This window comes from Pseudonocardia tropica, assembly GCF_040105315.1.
In the GTDB taxonomy this organism is placed as follows: Bacteria; Actinomycetota; Actinomycetes; order Mycobacteriales; family Pseudonocardiaceae; genus Pseudonocardia; species Pseudonocardia alni.
In genome coordinates this window covers 23,045-45,220 of record NZ_JBEDNP010000006.1, presented here as the reverse complement: position 1 = coordinate 45,220, position 22,176 = coordinate 23,045, and the positions used below count along the sequence as shown (strand labels likewise).

21 protein-coding genes and 1 pseudogene are annotated in these 22,176 nt (G+C 73.4%); 12 read left to right on the top strand and 10 right to left on the bottom strand.

All coding sequences use genetic code 11. The features are described 5' to 3' along the window. Positions 1-31: 31 nt before the first annotated feature. From WHI96_RS11785 to WHI96_RS11775, 3 genes are read right to left on the bottom strand one after another with little or no spacing between them, the layout of a single operon-like run. Positions 32-865, bottom strand: coding sequence for a carbohydrate ABC transporter permease (locus WHI96_RS11785; protein WP_308818981.1), 834 nt, complete (start codon positions 863-865; stop codon positions 32-34). Beyond that, positions 865-1,824, bottom strand: a complete 960-nt coding sequence (locus WHI96_RS11780) for a carbohydrate ABC transporter permease (RefSeq protein WP_345653097.1) — start codon at positions 1,822-1,824, stop codon at positions 865-867. The genes WHI96_RS11785 and WHI96_RS11780 overlap by 1 nt, the downstream gene beginning before the upstream one ends. Further along, entirely contained in the window at positions 1,821-3,092 is a 1,272-nt protein-coding gene (locus WHI96_RS11775) for an extracellular solute-binding protein (protein ID WP_345653099.1), read from the bottom strand. Before WHI96_RS11775 ends, WHI96_RS11780 begins: the two co-directional genes overlap by 4 nt. A gap of 251 nt (positions 3,093-3,343) precedes the next feature. Here WHI96_RS11775 and WHI96_RS11770 point away from each other — a divergent pair, with 251 nt between their 5' ends. From WHI96_RS11770 to WHI96_RS11760, 3 genes are all read left to right on the top strand, one after another. After that, positions 3,344-4,369, top strand: coding sequence for a LacI family DNA-binding transcriptional regulator (locus WHI96_RS11770; RefSeq protein ID WP_345653102.1), 1,026 nt, complete (start codon positions 3,344-3,346; stop codon positions 4,367-4,369). Beyond that, positions 4,370-5,644 carry a DUF4032 domain-containing protein gene (locus WHI96_RS11765; protein ID WP_345653105.1) on the top strand — a complete coding sequence of 425 codons (1,275 nt, stop codon included), beginning with the start codon at positions 4,370-4,372 and terminating at the stop codon, positions 5,642-5,644. It begins immediately after the preceding gene. A 61-nt stretch (positions 5,645-5,705) separates the two neighbouring features. Continuing rightward, the gene (locus tag WHI96_RS11760) at positions 5,706-7,112 is read left to right on the top strand and encodes an NAD-dependent malic enzyme (protein ID WP_345653108.1); all 1,407 of its coding nucleotides are present in this window, start codon (positions 5,706-5,708) and stop codon (positions 7,110-7,112) included. Between the two features lie 6 nt (positions 7,113-7,118). Here the strand turns inward: WHI96_RS11760 and WHI96_RS11755 are convergent, their stop codons facing one another. Continuing rightward, positions 7,119-7,832 (bottom strand): hypothetical protein, encoded by a 714-nt coding sequence (locus WHI96_RS11755; protein WP_345653110.1) that lies wholly within the window; start codon positions 7,830-7,832, stop codon positions 7,119-7,121. Further along, entirely contained in the window at positions 7,817-7,993 is a 177-nt protein-coding gene (locus WHI96_RS11750) for a hypothetical protein (RefSeq protein ID WP_345653113.1), read from the bottom strand. Before WHI96_RS11750 ends, WHI96_RS11755 begins: the two co-directional genes overlap by 16 nt. A 156-nt stretch (positions 7,994-8,149) precedes the next feature. Between WHI96_RS11750 and pdxT the strand changes: the two genes are divergently transcribed. Further along, on the top strand, positions 8,150-8,776 hold the full coding sequence (pdxT, locus tag WHI96_RS11745; protein ID WP_345653116.1) for a pyridoxal 5'-phosphate synthase glutaminase subunit PdxT: 627 nt from the start codon (positions 8,150-8,152) through the stop codon (positions 8,774-8,776). 87 nt (positions 8,777-8,863) lie between these two features. Then, on the top strand, positions 8,864-9,355 hold the full coding sequence (locus WHI96_RS11740) for a hypothetical protein (RefSeq protein ID WP_345653118.1): 492 nt from the start codon (positions 8,864-8,866) through the stop codon (positions 9,353-9,355). Here WHI96_RS11740 and WHI96_RS11735 read toward each other — a convergent pair. Continuing rightward, entirely contained in the window at positions 9,298-11,505 is a 2,208-nt protein-coding gene (locus tag WHI96_RS11735) for a heavy metal translocating P-type ATPase (protein WP_345653121.1), read from the bottom strand. The two genes, WHI96_RS11740 and WHI96_RS11735, sit on opposite strands and share 58 nt — an antisense overlap. A 40-nt stretch (positions 11,506-11,545) precedes the next feature. After that, positions 11,546-11,824 carry a DUF1490 family protein gene (locus WHI96_RS11730; protein WP_345653124.1) on the bottom strand — a complete coding sequence of 93 codons (279 nt, stop codon included), beginning with the start codon at positions 11,822-11,824 and terminating at the stop codon, positions 11,546-11,548. Between the two features lie 288 nt (positions 11,825-12,112). Here WHI96_RS11730 and WHI96_RS11725 point away from each other — a divergent pair, with 288 nt between their 5' ends. Beyond that, entirely contained in the window at positions 12,113-12,862 is a 750-nt protein-coding gene (locus WHI96_RS11725; protein WP_345653127.1) for a YebC/PmpR family DNA-binding transcriptional regulator, read from the top strand. A 266-nt stretch (positions 12,863-13,128) separates the two neighbouring features. After that, positions 13,129-15,924, top strand: a complete 2,796-nt coding sequence (gene polA, locus WHI96_RS11720; RefSeq protein WP_345653130.1) for a DNA polymerase I — start codon at positions 13,129-13,131, stop codon at positions 15,922-15,924. 28 nt (positions 15,925-15,952) lie between these two features. Here the strand turns inward: polA and WHI96_RS11715 are convergent, their stop codons facing one another. The 3 genes from WHI96_RS11715 to WHI96_RS11705 all read right to left on the bottom strand — a co-directional run bounded on the left by WHI96_RS11715 (position 15,953) and on the right by WHI96_RS11705 (position 18,094). Next, positions 15,953-16,540: a hypothetical protein gene (locus tag WHI96_RS11715; RefSeq protein WP_345653133.1), complete on the bottom strand. Its 588-nt coding sequence runs from the start codon at positions 16,538-16,540 to the stop codon at positions 15,953-15,955. Positions 16,541-16,596: 56 nt separating this feature from the next. Next, a complete protein-coding gene (locus WHI96_RS11710) occupies positions 16,597-16,794 on the bottom strand; it encodes a hypothetical protein (RefSeq protein WP_345653136.1) in 198 nt (65 codons plus the stop codon). Positions 16,795-16,945: 151 nt separating this feature from the next. Then, complete coding sequence (locus WHI96_RS11705) at positions 16,946-18,094, bottom strand: alpha/beta hydrolase (RefSeq protein ID WP_345653139.1); 1,149 nt, start codon at positions 18,092-18,094, stop codon at positions 16,946-16,948. Between the two features lie 131 nt (positions 18,095-18,225). Between WHI96_RS11705 and ruvC the strand changes: the two are divergent. The 5 genes and pseudogenes from ruvC to yajC all read left to right on the top strand — a co-directional run. Then, positions 18,226-18,783, top strand: a pseudogene (gene ruvC / locus WHI96_RS11700) (crossover junction endodeoxyribonuclease RuvC); the annotation flags it as partial. A gap of 409 nt (positions 18,784-19,192) precedes the next feature. After that, the gene (locus WHI96_RS11695) at positions 19,193-19,477 is read left to right on the top strand and encodes a hypothetical protein (RefSeq protein ID WP_345653142.1); all 285 of its coding nucleotides are present in this window, start codon (positions 19,193-19,195) and stop codon (positions 19,475-19,477) included. Positions 19,478-19,670: 193 nt separating this feature from the next. Then, positions 19,671-20,276, top strand: a complete 606-nt coding sequence (ruvA, locus tag WHI96_RS11690; RefSeq protein WP_345653145.1) for a Holliday junction branch migration protein RuvA — start codon at positions 19,671-19,673, stop codon at positions 20,274-20,276. Then, positions 20,273-21,346: a Holliday junction branch migration DNA helicase RuvB gene (gene ruvB / locus WHI96_RS11685; RefSeq protein ID WP_345653148.1), complete on the top strand. Its 1,074-nt coding sequence runs from the start codon at positions 20,273-20,275 to the stop codon at positions 21,344-21,346. The genes ruvA and ruvB overlap by 4 nt, the downstream gene beginning before the upstream one ends. Before the next feature lie 352 nt (positions 21,347-21,698). Then, complete coding sequence (gene yajC, locus WHI96_RS11680) at positions 21,699-22,073, top strand: preprotein translocase subunit YajC (RefSeq protein WP_062395704.1); 375 nt, start codon at positions 21,699-21,701, stop codon at positions 22,071-22,073. Positions 22,074-22,176: the final 103 nt, after the last annotated feature.

The following is a 22,176-nucleotide window of genomic DNA, read 5'->3' as shown; positions in this document are numbered from 1 at the left end:
CCGGTCGGTTCCTCTCTCTGTGTACGGGGTGTCAACCCTTGACGGCGCCGTTGGTGAGCCCGGCGACGATGCGCCGCTGGAACAGCAGGACGAGCACGACGACGGGGATGGTCACGATCACCGCGGCGGCGGCGATCGGGCCGTTGGGCGACTCGAACTGCGAGGCCCCGGAGAACAGGCCCAGCGCGGCCGGGACCGGGCGGGACGCGCCGGTCGAGGTCAGCGAGATGCCGTAGGCGAAGTCGTTCCAGGCGATGAAGAACGCCAGGATCGCGGTGGTGAACACCCCGGGCGTCGCCAGCGGGACGATCACCTTGCGGAACGCCTGCCAGGTGGTCGCGCCGTCGACCTGTGCGGCCTGCTCCATCTCCCACGGGATCTCGCGGAAGAACGCCGACATGGTCCAGATCGACAGCGGCAGGGTCAGCGACAGGTAGGGGATGATCAGGCCGGGCCAGGTGTCGTAGAGCCCGATCTGGCGCCACAGGTTGAACAGCGGCGTCACGATCGAGATGACCGGGAAGATCGCCACCGCCAGCGCGGTCGACAGGATCAGCCGCTTGCCCCGGAAGTCGAGCCGGGCGATCGCGTAGGCGGCGAACATCGACAGCACGCACGCCAGGAACGTCGCGATGATGCAGATGCCGAAGGAGTTGCGCAGCGCGGGCAGGAACAGCCCGGCCGCGTCGCCGACGAGGATCTGCTCGTAGTTGCTCCACGACACCGAGGTCGGCAGGAACTGCTTGTTGGCGATGTCGTCGCTCGACTTCAGCGACAGCGACACGATCCAGCCCACCGGGAACAGGGCGTAGACGACGATCGCGATGCCGGCCACGATCCAGAGGACTCGCTCGCGGGTGGACATCACTTCTCCCCTCGGGCCTGGGACAGGTCGACCTTGAACCCCTTGATGAAGCCGACGCAGATGATCACGACGGACAGGAACAGCAGCACCGACACCGCGGAGCCGAGCCCGATCTCGACCCGGGCGATGGTCTGGCGGTAGGCGAGGAACGACACCGTCTCGGTGCTGTTCGCCCCGGCCGTCATCACGAACACCGAGTCGAACACCCGGAAGGCGTCCAGGGTCCGGAACAGCAGGGCGACCATGATCGCCGCCTTCATGTTCGGGAGGGTGACCTTCCACATCCGCTGCCACCAGGACGCGCCGTCGACGCGGGCGGCCTCCTGCAGCACGTCGGGCACCTGGGCCAGACCCGCGAGCAGCAGCAGCGAGATGAACGGGGTGGTCTTCCAGATCTCGGCCAGGCAGATCACGAACAGCGACGAGCCGGTCGAGCCGAACCAGTCGGTGTCCGCCGCGACCCCGGGCAGCCAGCCGAACCAGGAGTTCACGAAGCCCGAGTCGAGGGAGAACGCGTACTGCCAGGCGAACGCCGACACGACGGTGATGACCGCGTAGGGGATCAGGATCGCGGCGCGCAGCACCGGCCGGATCGCCTTGAGCGCGTTCATCATGACCAGCGCGAGCAGGAAGCCCAGTACCAGCTCGACCGCGACGGTGACCACGGTGATGAACACCGTGACGCCGAAGGAGGTCCACCAGATCGGGTCGGTGAGGATGACCGCGTAGTTCTTCAGGCCGACGAAGGAGATGTTGTCCGGGTCGGTCAGCCGGTAGTCGAACAGCGAGTAGTAGACGGCCTGGACGATCGGGTAGGCCGTCACCAGCAGCATCACGGCGAACGCCGGGCCCGCGAGGTACCAGCCGAGCTTCTGCTCGGCCCGGCTGCGGTCGCTGGCACCGCGCGGGGCCGGGGAGGCCCCGGTCCCGGTGCCGGGCCGCTCGGTCGTCGTGGTCACAGCAGCTCCTCCTTGGCGAGGACCGCCTTGATCAGCGCGGCGGTCGCGGGGCCGACGGTCGGCGGGTCGATGCCCGCGGTCGGGTGGTAGGTGCGCTGGATCGACTCGGAGACCTCGCTGTAGTACGCCGTCTGCGGGCGCGGCTTGGCCTGCTGCAGCGACGTCGCGATCACCGGGGCCATCGGGAACTTCTCCACCACGTCCGGGTCGGTGAAGACCGAGATCCGGGCGGCCGGGTTGCCGTTGGTGAGGAAGTACTGCTTCTGGTTCTCGGTCGAGACGATGCACTCGGTGGCCTGGTAGGCCAGGTCGACGTGCGGGCTGAACGCGCCGACGCCGAGGTTGATGCCGCCGTAGGGCGGCGCCGAGGGCGTGCCGGCCTCGGTCTGCGGGTAGAGCGCCGCGCCGAAGTCGTCCGGCGTGGACTGCGGGACGGTGCCCTCCTCGACCGCGCTGTTGACCTTGCCCCAGACGAACGGCCAGTTCACCTGGAACATCGCCTCGCCGGACTGGAAGGCGTTGGAGTTCTCGTCCTCGGAGTTGGTCGAGAAGCCGGGACCGCCGACGGCCGAGACGGCCTTCATGATCTCGGCGGCCTTCGTCGCGGCGGGGGAGTCCAGGCCGAGCTGGACGCCCTCCGGGTCCTGCGGCGAGGCGTTGGTGATGATCTGCCCGCCGCCGCCCTCGACCAGCGCGTTCAGCCAGACGGTGAGCGACTCGGCCCGGATGCCCTGGGCGGCGATGATCGAGTTCTTCGACTGCGCGGCCTGCACGACCTGGTCCCAGGTGACCGGCTTCGACAGGTCCAGCCCGGTGCCGGCGACCTGCGACCTGCGGTACCAGAGCAGCTGGGTGTTGGCCCAGAAGGGCACCGTGACCAGCCTGCCGTTCCAGCTCGCGCCCTCCTTCGCGGAGTTCACGATCCCGGCGGTGGTCCGCTGCGCGACCTCCTCGGGTACCGGGGCCAGGAACTTCGCCTCGGCGAACTCGGGGATGTAGGGCGGGTCGATGGACATGATGTCGATCGAGCTGTCGTTCGCCGCGAGCCGGCGGATCAGCTGTTGACGCTGCTCCGCGGACTGGCGGGGCAGCACCGACACCGCGATCTGGTACCGCCCGTTCGACGCCGCCGAGCAGCGCTGGGCGATCTCCGCCTGCCCCCCGTCGTCGGGGTTGATGTACCAGTTGAGGACCGGCGGGCCCGCGGGTGCGCCTCCGCAGCCCGCCAGCAGCGCGAGGGCGACGGTGGCCGCACCGGCGGCCATCATCCTCCTCCACCGTGTGCGACGCATGGTCAACTCCGAACTCCCGTGTCCGATACCGCTGCTGTGTCCCGTCGCTCGCCGGCGACGTTGGAAGCGTTTCCAACCGAGACTGTGGGCCTTTCATTCGAGAGTGTCAAGGCTCACAGCATTCGGGCGCGCAGGCGACGATCCTTACTGATCGACAGGCGCTGGTCCAGCGCAGTCGGATAACATCCGCTCTTGCAATCGCTTCCAGCTTTGGGCATACATGTGTCGTGCCCGAACCGGTCAACCTGGCCGACGTGGCCCGGCTGGCCAAGGTCTCACCGGCCACCGCGTCACGCGCGCTCAGCGATCACCCCCATGTCGCCGAGGCCACCCGCGCCCGCGTGTGGGAGGCCGCGCGCGCCCTGGAGTACGTCGTCAGCCCGGACGCCTCCGGGCTCGCGCGGGGCACCACGGGGCGGATCGCCGTCGTCGTCCCGCACCTGTCGCGGTGGTGGTTCGGGGCCGCGCTGGAGGGGCTGTCCGAGGTGCTGCGCGAGGCCGGGCGCGACGTGCTGCTCTACCACCTGGGGGACGCCGCGGCCCGGCGCGCGTTCTTCGCCGAGCTGCCCGCCCGCCGGCGTGCCGACGCCGTCGTGCTCCTGGGGTTCGGGGTCGACGACGCCGAGCGCGCCCGGCTGGAGCGGATCGGCGTCGGCATCGTGTCGGCGGGCACCCGGATCGGGAACCACCCCTCGGTGTCGATCGACGAGTGCGTCGCCGGCCGCCAGGCCGTCGACCACCTGCTCCACCTCGGACACCGGAGGATCGGGATGATCGTCACCACCGACCCGGAGCTCGACCCGGGCCAGCCCGAGGGGCGTGCCGCCGCCTACCGGGCGGCGCTCGCCGACGCCGGCGTGGAGTACGACCCCGCCCTGACGGTCAGCGTGCCCTGGAGCCCGGAGGGCGGTGCGCGCGCGATGGGGGAGCTGCTCGGGCTGTCCGACCCGCCGACGGCGGTCTACGCCCACACCGACGAGGTCGCCCTCGGCGCCGTCGGCACGCTGCGCCGGGCCGGGCTCGCGGTGCCCGGCGACGTGTCGGTCATCGGCATCGACGACCACCCGCTGGCCGCGCTGACCGACCTGTCCACCGTGGCCCAGCCGGCGGCCGAGCAGGGCGCCGTCGCGGCCCGGATGGCGCTGGCGACGCTGTCCGGCGAGCCGGTCGAGCCGCTCTCGACCCTGCCGACCCGGCTGGTCATCCGCGGCTCCACCGCGCCACCGGCCCGCGGTGCGCGGGGGGTGTCCTGAATGGACGCCCCGCCGGAGCTGGTGCTGCGGGCCCCCGGCCCCGAGCTGATCGCGCTGCCCTGGAACGAGCCGCTGGAACGGTGGGACGAGACGCGGGTCCCGCTGCGCGACATGGAGGTCGGCCCGAGCCGGCACCTCGTCCGGTTCGTCGAGGCCGACGGTGCGCTGTGGGCGCTCAAGGACATGCCGGAGCGGATCGCCCGTCGCGAGTACGACGTGCTGCGCCGCCTCGAGCACGAGTGCCTGCCCGCGGTCCGCCCGGCCGGCCTGGTGAACCAGCCCGCACACGAGACCGCGATCCTGGTGACCCGGTACCTGAACGGGTCCTGGCAGTACCGCAGGTTGTTCCTGCGGCTGCCGCCGAACCGGCCGCGGCACCGCGCCCGGCTGTTCGACGCGATGATCTCGCTGCTGGTCGAGCTGCACCGGCACGGCGTGTTCTGGGGCGACTGCTCGCTGGGCAACACCCTGTTCACCCGCGACGGGCAGACCCTGCAGGCCTTCCTCGTCGACGCCGAGACCAGCGAGGTGCACCCGGACGGGCTGTCCGACGGCCAGCGCGAGCACGACGTGACGATCCTGGTCGAGAACATCGCCGCCGGGATGATCGACCTCGCGACCTCGCTGGAACGCCCGCCGGAGATGATCCCGCAGCTCATCGACGAGGCGACCGCCCTGCCCGAACGCTACCGGGAGCTGTGGGACGCCCTGCACACCTCACCGGTGTTCGCCTTCGGCGACCGCTACCGCGTCGAGGGCGCCATCCGCGAGCTCAACGACCTCGGCTTCGCCGTCGACGAGGTGTCCCTGCTCCCGGTCGGCGACGGCCGGTCACGGCTGCACATCGCCGTCGGCGACCGCAACTACCACTCCGAGACGCTGCGCAGACTGACCGGCGTCGGCGTGGGGGAGGGCCAGGCCCGGATCCTGCTCGGCGACCTCAACGCCCACCGCGACTGGATGCAGCGACGCACCGGCCACCCGGTCACCGAGCGCGCCGCGGCCCGCAGCTGGATCGACCACTGCCTCGACCCCGGGTCCGCGCGGGCGCACGCCGCGCTCGGCGGTGCCGGCGACGCCGTGCAGGCCTACTGCGACCTGCTGGAGGTGCGCTGGCTGCTGTCCGAGCGGGCCGGGGCCGACGTCGGCAACGACGCCGCGCTGGCCGCGCTCGGCGGGCACGCCCCGACCGACTCGGCGGCGAAGATGGCCGTCGCCGACGCCCCCACCGGGCCGTTGCCGCGGATCCCCGCGGACGACGCCGACGAGCGGTGACGCGCGTCGTCACATCATTGACGCCACGGTAACCACACCCCCGGCGGTACTGTCCCCGCCCGTGTCCATTCCCGGTCCCGGTTACGCCATCACCGCACGCGTCGACGCCCCCGCCCACCCCGCCTCGGCCGGTGACCTCACCGCCGCCGTCGGCCAGGTCGGTGGCGTCGTCACGGCCTTCGACGTCGTCGAGGCACGCGCCGAGAGCCTCGTCGTCGACATCTCGGTCAACGCCCGCAACACCGAGCACGTCGAGGAGATCAAGACCGCCATCGAGCAGCTCGAGGGCTTCTCGGTCCGCAAGGTCTCGGACCGGACCTTCCTGCTCCACCTCGGCGGCAAGATCGAGGTGCGGTCCAAGGTGAACCTCCGCACCCGTGACGACCTGTCGCGCGCCTACACCCCGGGTGTCGCGCGGGTGTCGATGGCGATCGCGGAGAACCCGTCCGACGCCCGTCGCCTGACGATCAAGCGCAACACCGTCGCCGTCGTCACCGACGGGTCCGCGGTGCTCGGCCTGGGCAACATCGGCGCCGCCGCGGCGATGCCGGTGATGGAGGGCAAGGCGGCGCTGTTCAAGCAGTTCGCGAACGTCGACGCCTGGCCGGTCTGTCTCGACACCCAGGACACCGAGGAGATCATCCGCACCGTCCAGCTGATCGCCCCCGGCTACGGCGGCATCAACCTCGAGGACATCGCCGCGCCGCGCTGCTTCGAGATCGAGCGCCGGCTGCGCGAGCTGCTCGACATCCCGGTCTTCCACGACGACCAGCACGGCACCGCCGTCGTCGTCCTCGGTGCGCTGCGCAACGCGCTGCGCGTGGTCGGCAAGAAGTTCTCCGACATCCGCGTCGTCGTCTGCGGGGTCGGCGCGGCCGGCTCGGCGATCATCCGGCTGCTCGGCTCGGAGCAGACCGCCGACGTGGTCGCCGTCGACGTGGACGGCATCGTCCACACCGGACGCGAGGGGATGGACGACAACCTCGTCTCGATCGCCGCGCAGACCAACAAGGACGGAAAGCAGGGCTCGCTGGCCGACGCACTCGTCGGTGCCGACGTGTTCATCGGGGTCAGCGCGCCGAACCTGTTCGGCGCGGACGAGCTGCGGACGATGAACGACGACGCGATCGTGTTCGCGCTGGCCAACCCGGACCCCGAGGTCGACCCGACGCTGGCGATGAAGCACGCCGCCGTCGTCGCCACCGGCCGGTCGGACTACCCGAACCAGATCAACAACGTGCTCGCGTTCCCCGGCGTGTTCCGCGGGCTGCTCGACGCCCAGGCCCACGACATCACCGACGCGATGATGCTGGCCGCGGCCACCGCGATCGCCGACGTCGTCGCCGAGCCGAACCCGTCGTTCATCGTGCCGAGCGTGTTCGACACGAGCGTGGCCCCGGCCGTCGCCGAGGCGCTGCGCGGTGCCGCCGCGAAGCAGGCGAAGCGCGGCGAGGTCGAGGCGGGCTGACCCGGCTCACCGGGGGACGACCACCCCGGGCGGCGCGGGCACGGGGACGTGCTCGACGGGGGAGGCCGCCGCCGCGGCGAGCACGGCCAGCACCGCCGTCGTCCCGAGCGCGAACCGGCGGGGTCGCGGCACCCGCACCGGGCGCGCCGGGGCGTCCGGCTCGGGTACGGCCGCCACGAACGCGGCCGCGGCGTCGTCGAGGCCCCGGCCGGTGACCGCGGCGGCCCGGACCCCGCCCGCCGCCGCGGCCGGGAGCCCCCGCTCGACGGTGGCCGCGACCGGGAGCGGCAGCCGGTGCACCCCGACCCGGTAGGTCCGCGCCAGCCCGCCGCGCTCCGGCTCGCCCAGCGCGGGCCCGCAGAACAGCACCAGCGGTGCCGCGGCGCCGGCCCGCCAGCCGTGCTCGCCCTCGACGACGAGACCCCACAGCGCGACGCAGCCCAGCACGGTGCCGGGACCGAACCCGACGCCGCCGACCCGGGCCGGGTCGCGGACCGCGTGCAGACCGCAGGTGCAGGCCGGGTCCGGTGCCTCGTGTCCGCGCAGCTCGCAGCGCGCGACGAGGGCCCCGCCCGGCGGCCATTCGGTGGCCACGTGCACCGGGGAGCGCAGCCGCGGCGCGGCGGCGGGGCCCGTGACGCGCCAGCACCGCCAGCCGACGACGACGCCCGCGACGTCCGGTGCGGTGCCGTCCGACGGGGTGGTCAGCGCGCGGCGCACACCGGTTCACCGGCCCGGTCGGGGGCCCTCGGCGGCATGCCGTCCGGGACCGGCACGGCCGGGGTCGCCGCCCCGTCGGTCGGCGGGCCGTCCGGGGCCGGGTCGCCCGGCGCGGCCAGCGGTTCGGCCCGGAAGACCCGCACCGTCGCTCCGATGTCCATGACGCCCACCCCCGTGTCCCCGGACGGGCCGTGCCCGGCACCGCGCGGCATCCCAGGATGCGTCCCGCACCCCGGGCCGCGGCACCGCCGTACGGTGCCGCGGCTCACCCCCGGACGGGCGGTTACCGCAGGTCGCACGGGTCTAGGCTGGCGGGCATGGCGGTGAGGATCGGCGTGCTGGCCCTGCAGGGCAACGTCCGCGAGCACCTGGCGGCGCTGACCGCGGCGGGCGCCGAGGCCGTACCGGTCCGCCGTGCATCCGAGCTGGCCACGGTGGACGGCATCGTCCTGCCCGGCGGCGAGTCGACGACCATGTCCACACTGCTCGCCACCTTCGAGCTGCTCGAGCCGCTGCGCGCCCGGCTCCGCGACGGCCTGCCCGCCTACGGTTCGTGCGCCGGCATGATCCTGCTGGCCGAGGAGATCCTCGACGGCCGCCCCGACCAGCACCAGCTCGGCGGGCTCGACGTCGTCGTGCGGCGCAACGCCTTCGGCCGCCAGGTCGACTCGTTCGAGACCGACCTGGAGTTCACCGGGCTCACCGGTGGCCCGGTGCACGCGGTGTTCATCCGCGCCCCGTGGGTGGAGAAGACCGGCGGCGACGTCGAGGTGCTGGCCTCCGTCCCGGAGGTCACCAGTGCCGGCGCCGACGCCGGTGAGGCGGCCGGGCGCGCGGTCGCGGTCCGCCAGGGCCGGGTGCTGGCGACCTCGTTCCACCCCGAGCTGACCGGGGACCGGCGGGTGCACGCGCTGTTCGTCGACATGGTGCGCACCGCCCGCTGACCCCTCCCGCCGGGGTGGGGGATACCCCAGGTCCACCCGGGGGAGCGCCGTGTGGGCCGACCGGCCCGGCGCGGGGACCCTGGGACCATGACCACCACCGTCGTACCCACCGGGTCGCGCCCCGCCCTGCCGTCCGCGGTGGGACTCAGCGTCGCGCTGTGGCTCGGCGCCATCCTGGCCGGGCTCGCCGAGGCCCTGGTCCGCCTGGCCGCACCGGTGCCGCCGTCGGCCGGGGAACTGGCCGTCCGTGCGGGGATCTACCTGGTACTGGGCGTTCTCGTGCTGCAGCTGCGCTCCGGGCACGGCGTGTACCGGTGGACCGTCCTGGGCGTGCTCGGGGTGTTCGGGACGGCCTCACTGGTCGTCGAACCGCTGCGCGCCCTCGCCGACGGGGGCTCGGTCGGGCTGTTCCTGGTGTCCGCGACCGGGCCCGAGCTCGTCGCCGCGGCGCTGCGCGGGCTGCACGTGGTCGAGGTCGTCGCCGCCGTCGTGCTGCTGTTCCACCCCGCGGCGCGCGCCTTCTACCGGACGACCTCACCCTCGACGACGGTGGTCGCCGCCCCCGCCGGGATCCGGTAGCGGATCAGCCGGGAGCTGTTCGCGACGACCGCGACGCTGGAGGCGTTGTGCAGGATCGCCGCGACCACCGGTGACATCGCCCCGCCGGCGGAGACCAGCAGCCCGGCCGCGTTCACCGCGATCGACATGCCGTAGTTCTGCCGGATCAGGGTGATCGAGCGCCGCCCCAGGTCGCGCAGGTCGAGCAGCGCGTTCAGGTCGTCCGCGGCGAGGGCGACGTCCGCGGTCTCGACCGCCACGTCGGTCCCGGCCACGCCCATCGCGATCCCGATGTCGGCCAGCGCCAGCGCCGGGGCGTCGTTCGTGCCGTCGCCGATCATCGCGACGGTGTGGCCCTGCTCCTGCAGCGCCCGCACCACGTCCTGCTTCTGCTCGGGCATGACCTCGGCCCGGTACTCGGTGATGCCGAGCTCCTCGGCGACGGCCTTCGCGGTCTGCGGGTGGTCGCCGGTGAGCATGACGATCCGGGTGACGCCGTCCGCGCGCAGCCGCTCCAGCACGTCACGGGCCTCGGTCCGCACGGTGTCGCGCAGCGAGACCAGGCCGACCAGCGACCCGTCGACGGCCAGCAGCAGCGGCGTCTCCGAGGCCTTCTGCAGCCGCCGCACCCAGTCCGCGGCCTTGCGCGGCACCGTCACGCCCTGGGCGCGGAGCAGGTCGCGCGAGCCGATGAGCAGCACCCGGCCGTCGGCCTGGACCCGCATGCCCTGCCCGAGCAGGACCTCGCACTCCTCGTGCGGCGGGATCTCGATCCGCCGCTCCTCGGTGGACCGGATGACCGCCTGGGCCAGCGGGTGCCGCGAGTGGATCTCCGACGACGCGGCGTAGGCCAGGACCTGCTCGGGCGACCAGTCGTCGTGGAAGGAGATGACGTTGGTGACGACCGGGCGGCCCTGGGTGAGCGTGCCGGTCTTGTCGAACACCACCGCGTCGACCCGGCCGGCCGCCTCGAGGTGCGCGCCGCCCTTGATGAGGATGCCGCGCCGCGCGCCGTTGCCGATCGCCGCGGAGATCGCCGTCGGGGTGGACAGGCCGACCGCGCACGGGCAGGCGATGAGCAGCATCGTCATCGCGCGCCGCACGTCGCGGGTGACGACCAGGGTCAGCGCCGAGAGCAGGAACGAGGCCGGTACGAACCGGCGGGAGAAGTTCTCCCCGACGGTCTGGATCGGGGCCCGGTCGCCCTGGGCCTGCTCGACCCGGTCGATGATCCGGCCGATCGCGGTGTCCTGGCCGACGGCCGTCGCCCGGACCACGATCCGGCCGCGCAGCAGTACCGACCCGGCGTGCAGGGTGTCGCCCGGGGCGACCGAGACCGGCAGCTGCTCGCCGGTGATCGCGGCCTGGTCGACGACGCCCTCGCCCTCGACGACCTCGCCGTCGACGGGGAGCACGATCCGTTCGTGCACCACGACCTCGTCGCCCACCGACAGGTCGGCGATGTCGACCTCGACCTCGACGGTGCCGCCGTCGGGGGCGACCGTACGGGTCCAGGTACGGGTGGTGGCACCGGTCAGCAGCTCCGAGATCGCGCGCCGGGAGCGGCGCAGCGTCAGGTCCTGGAGGTACTCGCCGATGTTGAGCAGCCACAGCACGGTCAGCGCGACGACGTTCTCGCGCAGCACGAGGCTCGCGACCGTCGCCGCCGAGACGAGCGCGTCGGTGCCCGCGCCCCGGCTGCCGGCCAGCGAGCGCAGCGCGCCGCGCAGGAACGGGTAACCGGTGAAGATCGTGACGCCGGTGGCGACGGTGCGGCTGGCCGGGCCGAGCAGCGGCGGGCGGCGCAGCCCGTAGCGGCGGAAGCCGAGCGCGGCCAGCGCGACCCCGCCGACGACCAGCCGGGCCAGCTCGCCGCCCGGCTGGTCGGCCGAGCGGGGCGTGCGGTCCGCGGTGGCCTCCGGCTCGGCGCCCAGGCCCTTGCCGACGGCCTCGACGAGCTCGACGCGGTCGCAGCCGGGGCGGTACCAGACGACGACGTTGCCGGTGCGCGGGTAGGCGTGCACCTGGCGGACCCCGCCGACGTGGTCCAGCTCGTCCTCGACGGCCACGGCCAGCGCGGTCCGCCCGCGCAGCGCGGGGACGGCGAAGCGGATGCGCCCGGCGGCGTCGCTCAGGACGGTGGCGTCCGGGCCGGCGGTGTCGGTGCTCATCGTCTCGCTCGTCTCGCTCGTCGTGCCCGGAGGACCGGGATCAGTGCTCGTGGCCGTGCCCGTGGCCGTTGCCCGGGACGGGGGCCTCCTCGCCGATCCGGCCACGGGCCTCGGCGACGATGTCGGCGGTCGCCAGCCGGGCCTTCTCGGCGCCGGTCTCGGCGGCGCGGGCGCCCTTGAGGCCCCAGGTGGTCACCGAGACGGCGGCCTCGCGGACGGCGCCGGAGCGCGCGACCTTCTTGACGCCGTCGTAGGCGACCGCGCCGGCCAGCCCGCTCACGACGAGCCCGACGGCCTTTCCTGCCACTGCTCCGAACACGTGCGCTCCTCTCGCGACCGGCGCCCGGTGGAGGTGCCGATAACGGTTGTCAGAGTAGTCCTCGCCGGGTTCCCGGCGGGACACGGTGGCGAAGCATAGTCGATCTTGCATGAGTCGGTGACGGGTGGGGCGTGCGCGGGCCCGACCCGGCGCGGAGCCGCGTCGTCGGTAGCATTGACGGGTTCCCGCAGGTCGGCCCGACCGCAGCTCGCGCTGCGGGGCGTCGGACCTGCCCCTCACCGCGCGTCGCGTGCGCGGTGCGAGCACGAGAGGTGGGCAGACGAGCCGATGAGCGGTCACTCCAAGTGGGCGACGACCAAGCACAAGAAGGCCGTGATCGACGCCCGCCGCGGCAAGATGTTCGCCAAGCTGATCAAGAACATCGAGGTCGCGGCCCGGACCGGCGGCGGTGACCCCGACGGCAACCCGACGCTCTACGACGCCATCCAGAAGGCGAAGAAGAGCTCGGTCCCGAACGACAACATCGACCGTGCGGTCAAGCGTGGTTCGGGTGCCGACGCCGGTGGCGCCGACTACCAGACGATCACCTACGAGGGCTACGGCCCGAACGGGGTCGCGGTGCTGGTCGAGTGCCTGTCCGACAACCGGAACCGGGCCGCGACCGAGGTCCGGACGGCGATGACCCGCAACGGCGGCACCATGGCCGACCCGGGGTCGGTGGCGTACCTGTTCCAGCGCAAGGGCGTCGTGGTGCTGCCGAAGGCCGAGCTGTCCGAGGACGACGTGCTGATGGCCGTCCTCGACGCCGGTGCCGAGGAGGTGAACGACCTCGGCGAGAGCTGGGAGGTCGTCTCCGAGCCGACCGACGTCGTCGCGGTGCGGACCGCGCTCCAGCAGAGCGACATCGACTACGACTCCGCGGAGGCGGTCTTCGTGCCGTCGATGCAGGTCGAGCTGGACGCGGACGGCGCGAAGAAGGTCTTCAAGCTGATCGAGGCGCTCGAGGACTCCGACGAGGTCCAGAACGTCTACGCCAACTTCGACGTCTCCGACGAGGTCATGGCCGAGGTCGGCTGAGCGGCAGGTCCCGTCCCGGTGCGGCCGTCCCCCCGGTGGGGCGGCCGCGCCGTCGTCCCCGGGGTCGGTGCCTCCACCGGGTGAGGTGAGCCCGCCGTCGCCGGGTACCCGCCCGCGCAGGTGGACGTGCCGGCGCCGGCGGGTGTCCTGCCCGGCGACCGACGCCGCCGGGACCGCCCCGCGGGTGACGGTGTGCCGCCGGGCCCGGCCGGGAGCCGACCGGCGGCCGCGTTCACTGTCGGGGGTCGGTTCTAGACTCGCCGCCGATGAGCACAGCGACGCAGGGCACCCAGAAGTCGGCCTCGGCGAAGAAGAAGGCACCGGCGAAGCCGCGCCTGTTGCTGCTCGACGGCCACTCCCTGGCCTACCGGGCGTTCTTCGCGCTGCCCGCGGAGAACTTCCGCACCGGTACCGGGCAGACCACGAACGCGGTCTACGGCTTCACCTCGATGCTGATCAACCTGCTGCGCGACGAGGAGCCGACCCACCTCGCGGTGGCCTTCGACGTGTCGCGTACGACCTTCCGCTCCGAGCGCTACGCCGAGTACAAGGCGAACCGCTCGTCCACGCCGGACGACTTCCGCGGCCAGATCGACCTCATCAAGGAGGTCCTGACCGCGCTGAACATCCCGGTGTTCGCCGTCGACGGGTACGAGGCCGACGACCTCATCGCCACCCTCGCCACCCAGGCCGAGGGGCACGGCTACCAGGTGCTCATCACCACCGGCGACCGTGACGCGTTCCAGCTGGTCACCGACGACGTCACCGTCCTGTACCCCAAGCGGGGCGTGTCCGACCTCGGCCGGATCGACCCGGCCGAGGTCGACAAGCGCTACGGGCTCACCCCGACCCAGTACCCGGACTTCGCGGCGCTGCGCGGCGACCCCTCGGACAACCTGCCCTCCATCCCCGGGGTGGGGGAGAAGACCGCGGCCAAGTGGGTCCGGGAGTTCGGCTCGCTCGCCGAGCTGACCGACCGGGTCGACGAGGTCAAGGGCAAGGCCGGGGACAACCTGCGGGCCAACCTGGCGAACGTGCTGCTCAACCGCCAGCTCACCGAGCTGGTGCGCGACGTCGACCTCGGCGCCGCCCCCGACGAGCTCGAGCTGCGCCCGTGGGACCGCGACGCGGTGCACCGCCTGTTCGACGAGCTGGAGTTCCGGGTGCTGCGCGAGCGCCTGTTCTCCACCCTGTCCTCCGCCGAGCCCGAGGCCGAGTCCGGCTTCGAGGTCGCCGGCGAGGTCGTCGCACCCGGCGCGGTGCGGGCCTGGCTCGACGCCCACGCCCGCGACGGGCGTCGCGTCGCGGTGAGCTTCGCCGGGGTCACCGGCCCGATCGCCGGGCGCGACCTCGACGGGATCGCGCTCGCCGCGGGGGAGCCGACCGTCGAGCAGCGGGCCGCCGGCGCCACCGCCGGTGTCCCGGCCGCCGGCTACCTCGCGCTGACCGGCCTCACCCCGGACGACGAGGCGGCCCTGGGCGACTGGCTCGCCGACCCCTCCGTGCCGAAGGCCGCACACGACGTGAAGCCGGTGCTGCACGCCCTGCGCGCGCGGGGCTGGACCCTGGGCGGGCTGACCAGCGACACCGCGCTCGCCGCGTACCTCGCCAAGCCCGGGCAGCGGACGTTCGACCTCGCCGACCTCGCGCTGCGCTACCTGCGCCGCGAGCTGCGCACCGAGGAGCCCGCCGACGGGCAGCTGTCACTGCTCGGCGGCGAGGAGGAGGCGGACGCCCGGGCCGCGGGACAGGAGATGCTCGCGGCCTCGGCGATCGCCGAGCTCGCCGACGCCCTCGACGCCGACCTCGCCGAGCGGGGCGGCAGCGAGCTGCTCGCCGACCTGGAGCTGCCGCTGGCGTTCGTGCTGGCCGACTGCGAGGCCGCCGGGATCGCCGTCGACGGCGAGACCCTGTCCGACCTGGAGTCCGACTTCGGCGGCCAGGTCCGCGAGGCCGCGCGGCAGGCCTACGAGGTGATCGGCAAGGAGATCAACCTCGGCTCGCCCAAGCAGCTGCAGGTCGTCCTGTTCGACGAGCTGGAGATGCCCAGGACCAAGCGCACCAAGACCGGCTACACCACCGACGCGGACGCGCTGGCGAGCCTCTACGAGCAGACCGAGCACCCGTTCCTGCAGTTCCTGCTGCAGCACCGCGACGCGACCCGGCTCAAGGTGACCGTCGACGGGCTCATGAAGTCCGTCGCCGAGGACGGCCGGATCCACACCACCTACTCGCAGACGATCGCCGCGACCGGGCGGCTGTCCTCGACCGACCCCAACCTGCAGAACGTGCCGATCCGCACCGCCGCCGGGCGCCGGATCCGGGACGCGTTCGTCGTCGGGGCCGGGCCCGACGGCGCGCCGTACGCGGAGCTGCTCACCGCGGACTACAGCCAGATCGAGATGCGGATCATGGCGCACCTGTCCGAGGACGCCGCGCTGATCGAGGCGTTCCGCTCCCGGCACGACTTCCACGCCGAGACCGCGGCCCGGGTCTTCGGCGTCGCGGCGACCGAGGTGTCGGTCGAGCAGCGCGCCAAGATCAAGGCGATGAACTACGGCCTGGCCTACGGGCTGTCGGCCTACGGTCTGTCCGGGCAGCTGCGGATCTCCACCGAGGAGGCCAAGGGGCTGATGGACGACTACTTCGCCGGGTTCGGCGGGGTGCGCGACTATCTCGCGGGTGTCGTCGACCAGGCCCGCAAGGACGGCTACACCGCCACCATCCTGGGGCGGCGGCGCTACCTGCCCGACCTGACCAGCGACAACCGTCAGCGTCGGGAGATGGCCGAGCGGATGGCGCTCAACGCCCCGATCCAGGGCAGCGCGGCGGACATCATCAAGGTCGCGATGCTCGGGGTGTACCGGGCACTGCAGGCGGAGGGGCTGCGCAGCCGGATGCTGCTGCAGGTGCACGACGAGCTCGTACTCGAGGTCGCCGACGGCGAGCGCGAGACCCTGGAGGCACTCGTGCGCCGGGAGATGGCGGCCGCGGCCGACCTGTCCGTGCCGCTGGAGGTGTCGGTCGGGTCCGGTCGCAGCTGGGACGCCGCAGCGCACTGACCCGGACCCCGGGGCCCGGACCCGGGGGTCAGCCGGCGACCGCTCCCGGTGCGGGGGCGGCGCCGGTGCCGTACCCGGCGCCGGAGGGCTGACGCAGGTGACCCGGCGCGAGGACGCGGGCGGCCCGGCCCAGCTCGGCGACGAGCTGCTCCACCGCGACGTCCTGCCGGCGGGCCGCGGCGTGCAGGATCGCGCAGAGCCGTCCGGCCGGGCCCGTCGCGGCCGGAGCGCCGGCCGTGTCGTCGCCGGGGGTGGCGGTGCGGCGGGTGTCGCGTTCGTGGCGCAGCACCGCGGCCAGGTCGCGTCCGGCGGCGGCGAGGACGTCGGCGTCGTCGGTGCGGATCACGACGACCGCGTCGGCGTCCCCGGCCGCGGCGACCGCGCGTTCCGCGGAACGCGACCACGCCCACAGCGCCCGGCGCCCGGCCAGCGACGCGGGCAGCTCCAGCCCGGCGGACTCGGCGTCGGCCAGGGCGACCAGGAGCCCGCCGATCCGGCCGGCCCGGCGCGCCCAGGTCGCCCGGTCCCCGGGCAGACCCCGGTGGACGACGACGCCCGCCCGCGGGGGGACGGCCGGCGGCTCGTCGGGGCGACGGGGGTGCGGGACCAGGGGCATCGGCGTCACCTCCTCCGGGGCCGACGCCGGTAGGGTCGCGACGCTCCCACCTGCTGTTACGTCGTCGCGGCGGACGGTGCGGACACCCCGCCGGACGGTCCGCGCCCGGCGTCCGGCGGTACGGCTGCCGCCGGTTCCAGGACCGTCAGCTCGGCCGGTCCGAGGCGGAGCACGCCGTCGTCGAGGGGCTCGCAGCGGACACCGCCCCGGCCGCGCAGCGCCGTCCACGCGCCGTCGCCGATCTCGGTGTCCATCCAGCGGCACGGCGCGGCGGCGCGGTGCGCGCGGAAGCGGACCGGCCCGTCGCCGGAGTCCAGGGCGAACAGCGCGCCGGTGCCGCCGCGGCCCGGTGCGGCGAGCGCGTCGACCGGGACGCGGCGAGCAGGGCGGTGACCTCGACCCGCATCAGGTCAGCCCGGTCAGGAACCGGATCACGGCCTCCCGGGTCAGCTGCGCGCCCGGGCTGCCGAAGGGCCGGTCGAAGACGTGGTCGGCGTAGGGGACGGTGACCAGCCTGCCGTCGACCCCCGCGGAGCGGAGCTCCCGGTCGTAGGCGGCGACCCGGTCGGGCAGGACGTAGTGGTCCGCGGAGCCGAGCAGAAGCAGGGTCGGCGGGAGCCCGGGGCGGACCTGCTCGGCGGGGGAGAGCAGCCGCAGCAGGCCCGGTGCCTCGCCGGCGGTGCCCCCGAACAGGGTGCGCGCCACGTCCGGGTCGACCAGCGTCAGGTCGACCGGCGGGTAGTAGGCGACCACGCCGACCGGCGGCGGGCCGGGCGTCGGCGGCGGGGCGTCGGCCGGGCCGGTGCCGCCGTACGCGGCCGGTGCCTCCGAGCACGCCAGCGTCCCGTCGAGCAGCCCGGAGGTGGTCGACAGCGCGAGTGTCGCGCCGGCGGACTGCCCGGCCAGCACCAGCCGCGCGGGGTCCAGGCCCGCCTCGCCCGCGTGCGTGCGGACCCAGTCGACGGCGCACGCGACGTCGCGCTGCTGGTCGCGGCCGACGGGCTCGGGCGGCGGCAGCCGGTAGTCCACCGCCGCGACCGCCCAGCCGCGCTCGGCGAGCCACCGGTTCAGCGCGGTCCGGTCACTGCGGTCCCCGCTCGTCCACGACCCGCCGTGCACCCACACCATCGTCGGGTGCGGACCCGCGCCGGTCGGCAGGTAGAGGTCCAGCGTGCGGCCGGCGGAGAACTCCACCGACCGGTCCGGCCGCCCGTCCGGCTGGCCCAGCTCGGTCAGCGTCGCCGTCCAGTCCAGCGGGACGCCCTGCTCGGACGCGGCCCGGCCCTGCGCGGTCAGCACCGTGACCGACCCGACGACCGCCGCCAGGGCGAGCACCGCCGTCGCGAGACCGGTGAACCGGGCACCCGCGGCCCGCGCCGCCAGCCCGAGCAGGATCCCCAGCACCGCGGCCAGGGCCACGTGCAGCGGGTACGCGCCGGACAGGAACGACCCCGCGAGCCCGATCGCCGGGGTCCCGGGGCGGAAGGTCCCCACCAGCACGACCAGCAGCAGCGCGGCCCACACCCACGCGAGGACCCGGAGGATCGACGTCACCTGCGCACCCTGTCATCCCGGTCCGGCCGGTCCGGGCCGGACCCGCCGGTCCGGCGTGCCCGCTCGGGTGGGACCGCCCCCACCGGTACGGTTCCCGAACGGCCGTGCGGATCCGAGGCGAGGGGGACGCGGTGCGGGTGCTCGGGGTCGACCCCGGACTGACGCGGTGCGGGATCGGCGTCGTCGAGGCCGGTGCGGGCCGGACCGTCGGGTTCGTCGCCGTCGGCGTCGCCCGCAGCCAGCCCGGCCTGCCGCTGGAGCGGCGGCTGCTCACCGTCGCCGACGAGGTCGAGCGCTGGGTCGACCGGCACCGCCCGGACGTGATCGCCGTCGAGCGGGTGTTCAGCCAGAACAACGTCCGCACGGTGATGGGCACCGCGCAGGTCAGCGGGGTCGTCGCGCTCGTCGCCGCACGGGCCGGGCTGCCGGTCGCCTTCCACACCCCCAGCGAGGTCAAGGCCGCCGTCACCGGGGAGGGCCGCGCGGGCAAGGCGCAGGTCACCGCGATGGTCACCCGGTTGCTCGGCCTCGACGCACCCCCGAAGCCCGCCGACGCCGCCGACGCGCTCGCGCTGGCCATCTGCCACTGCTGGCGCTCCCCGATGATCGACCGGATGGCGCAGGCGCAGGCCCGCGCCGAGGAGCTGGCCGCGGTGCACCGCGCCCGCATCGAACAGGGCCGGCCTGCTGGCGGAAGCGGTCGGACAAGCGCCGCTGATAAATGGGCCGTAGCGCAAGCGGAAGCCGAACTTCGATCAGCACGGGGATGGGGCAACGGTCGCCCTGATAGTCATTCCTGACGGACCCTGACCGGCTGCTTTCGTACGCTGAACGCGCCCCGTAGCTGCCAGCTGTGGATTCATGACATGAAGGGCTCTTAATATCGATTCTTGTGTTTTGTATAGTCCCACTCCAGTATGCGACGCGCCGGGCTGGGCGGGAGATGGGCAAGACATCTGATAATCGGACATTCGGAACGCTAAGGCAAGTATGCGACGTAGTGGTCTTTCCTTGTCTGAGTGTTGATAGCTGTAGCGGCTAGGTGCTAACGTTATTGCGCCACTTGGCCGAAGAAGGTGTAGTCGAAGGAGTCGAGCCATGCAGAGGATCGTGATTGTCGGGATCTCAGTGCTGGCGATGAGCTTCGGGATGGCCCCATTGGCTCAGGCGGCGCCGTTGCCGGTATATCGTTCATTAGCAGAGTGCAACAGAGACGCGAATACGCGAAACACGACGGTCAGCTTCCCGATCAACAACGACTACTTCAGTTGCAAGCAGGTTGGATGGGTGCCGAATGGTGTTGCTGGCTGTCCTCCTGTGCAAGGATTGAAGGACGACGGTTGCATCGGCGACTATTATCAGGTGATTGAGAACCGGCTGTGAATATGCTGAATTGCACGGAATGTAGATCGATTAGCGCCGTCGATGTTAGTGGCAGCTCGTAAGTATTTGGCTCACCCTGGTGGTGCCTTGCTCTGGGTGCCGAAGCTGCCGCCGGGAGCGCGTCGACCGTACGTGCAGGCGTGGTAGCCGATAGGCTCTCATCTCGAACTGTAGTTCGCGAGGAGGCTTGGCGGTGATCCACTCAGTGCGCGGTCCGGTGCTGGAGATCGGGCTGGACCACGCCGTCGTCGAGGTCGGCGGGGTCGGGCTCGCGGTGTACGCCACGCCCGTCACGCTGGGCGGGCTGCGTCGCGGCGAGGAGGCCCGGCTGCCGACCACGCTGGTGGTGCGCGAGGACTCCCTGACCCTCTACGGGTTCGCCGACGCCGAGGAACGCGAGCTGTTCCTGCTGCTGCAGACGGTGTCCGGGATCGGGACGCGGCTCGCGCTCGCGACGATCGCGGTGCTGGAGCCTGACACGCTGCGCCGGGCGCTCGCCGACGGCGACCTGGCCGTGCTCACCCGCATCCCCGGCGTCGGGCGCAAGAGCGCCGAGCGTCTGGTCGTGGAGCTGCGCGACAAGGTGACCGCGCCCGTCGCGGTGCCCGCGGGCGCCGTCGCGGCCGCGCCGGCGCCGGTGCTCGGGGTGCGCGAGCAGGTCGTCGAGGCGCTGCTCGGGCTCGGCTTCACCCAGCGCCCGGCCGAGCAGGCCGTGGACGCGGTGCTGGCCCACGCCCCCGACACCGACGCCCGGGACCTGCTGCGCACCGCGCTGTCGAGCCTCGGCAGGTCGCGGTGACCGACCCCGACCCCTACGCCGCGGTCGACGGTCATCTCGACGAGCGCGCCGTCGACGCCGCGGCGCAGCCCGGGGACACCGACGTCGAGGCGTCGCTGCGGCCCCGCTCGCTGGAGGAGTTCGTGGGGCAGCCACGGGTCCGCGAGCAGCTGCAGCTGGTGCTGGAGGGCGCGCGGCGGCGCGGCGACCCGCCGGACCACATCCTGCTGTCCGGCCCGCCCGGCCTCGGCAAGACCAGCCTCGCCATGATCATCGCCCAGGAGATGGGCGCCGCGATCCGGCTGACCTCCGGCCCGGCGCTGGAGCGGGCCGGGGACCTCGCCGCGATGCTGTCCAATCTCGTGCCCGGCGACGTGCTGTTCATCGACGAGATCCACCGCACCGCCCGCCCGGCCGAGGAGATGCTCTACCTCGCGATGGAGGACTTCCGGGTCGACGTCGTGGTCGGCAAGGGGCCGGGTGCGACCTCGATCCCGCTCGACGTCGCCCCGTTCACCCTGGTCGGGGCCACGACGCGCGCCGGGGCGCTGACCGGTCCGCTGCGCGACCGGTTCGGGTTCACCGGGCAGATGGAGTTCTACGACGTCCCCGAGCTGGAGCGCGTGCTGCGCCGCGCCGCGGGGATCCTCGGCATCGACCTGCGCCGCGATGGCGCGGCGGAGATCGCCGGGCGCTGCCGCGGCACCCCGCGGGTGGCGAACCGGCTGCTGCGCCGCGTCCGTGACTACGCCGAGGTCCGAGCGGACGGCGTGGTCACCCGGGAGGTCGCCCGCGACGCGCTGGCGGTCTACGACGTCGACGAGCTCGGCCTGGACCGCCTGGACCGCGCGGTGCTCGGCGCGCTGGTCCGCTCCTTCCACGGCGGCCCGGTCGGCGTCTCGACCCTCGCCGTCGCCGTGGGGGAGGAGCCGGGGACCGTCGAGGAGGTCTGCGAGCCCTACCTGGTGCGGGCCGGGATGATCGCCCGCACCCCGCGCGGGCGGGTCGCGACCCCGCTGGCCTGGACCCACCTCGGGCTGACGCCGCCCGCGGACGCACCGGCCGGGCACCGGGTCGACCCGCTGTTCTGACCCGGGGTGCCGTCGGGGCACCGGACTGCGCGGGCCGTCACACATGGGAGGATCCGGACGGACCGAACGGATCGGGCACCGCCCGGCCGGGACCACGGGCACCCTGGTGTCCGCACACCGCGCGGAGTCCTCCGGACACCGCGTGCCCGGCGGGCGTCCCGATGCGGGCGTACCGGAACGATCCGGGCGTCCGGCTCGTTCCGGGGCGTGTCGGGCAGCCGACGGACCCCGGTTGACGCCGTTCGGCCCGTCGCACTGCGACGAGCGGTCCGCCTCCGGGAGGGGGCCGGCCGTCGGTGTCGGTCCCGGCTGGCACACTCACGATTACGAGACGAGACGGAGACCCCGCACGATGACTTCAATCCTCGCCCAGCAGGCCGGTGGCGGCTCGAGCATCTTCTCCCTGCTGCCGTTCCTCATCATCCTGCTGCTGTTCGTGCCGTTGTTCCTGAACGGTCGCAAGCAGCGCAGGCAGATGGCGGAGACGCAGGCGATGCAGCAGGCGCTGGAGGACGGCGACGTCGTCGTCACCACGTCCGGGCTGCGGGGCACCATCGTCGACGCCTCGTACGAGGACACGATCGACCTCGAGATCGCCGACGGCGTGGTCACCACCTGGCTGCGTGCGGCGATCCGGGAGAAGGTCGCGACCGACGAGGCGACGGAGGAGACCGTCGCCGAGCCGGCCGACAAGGACGCGTCGGAGAACAAGCCGACGATCCACTGAGCACGTCGGGAACGGGCCGGGCGGCCCGTTCCGGCGGCCTCGGCGTCCGTACCGGGCCCGGCCGCGGCTCTGCCGCACCGGCCCGGTGGGACGGCGACCGACC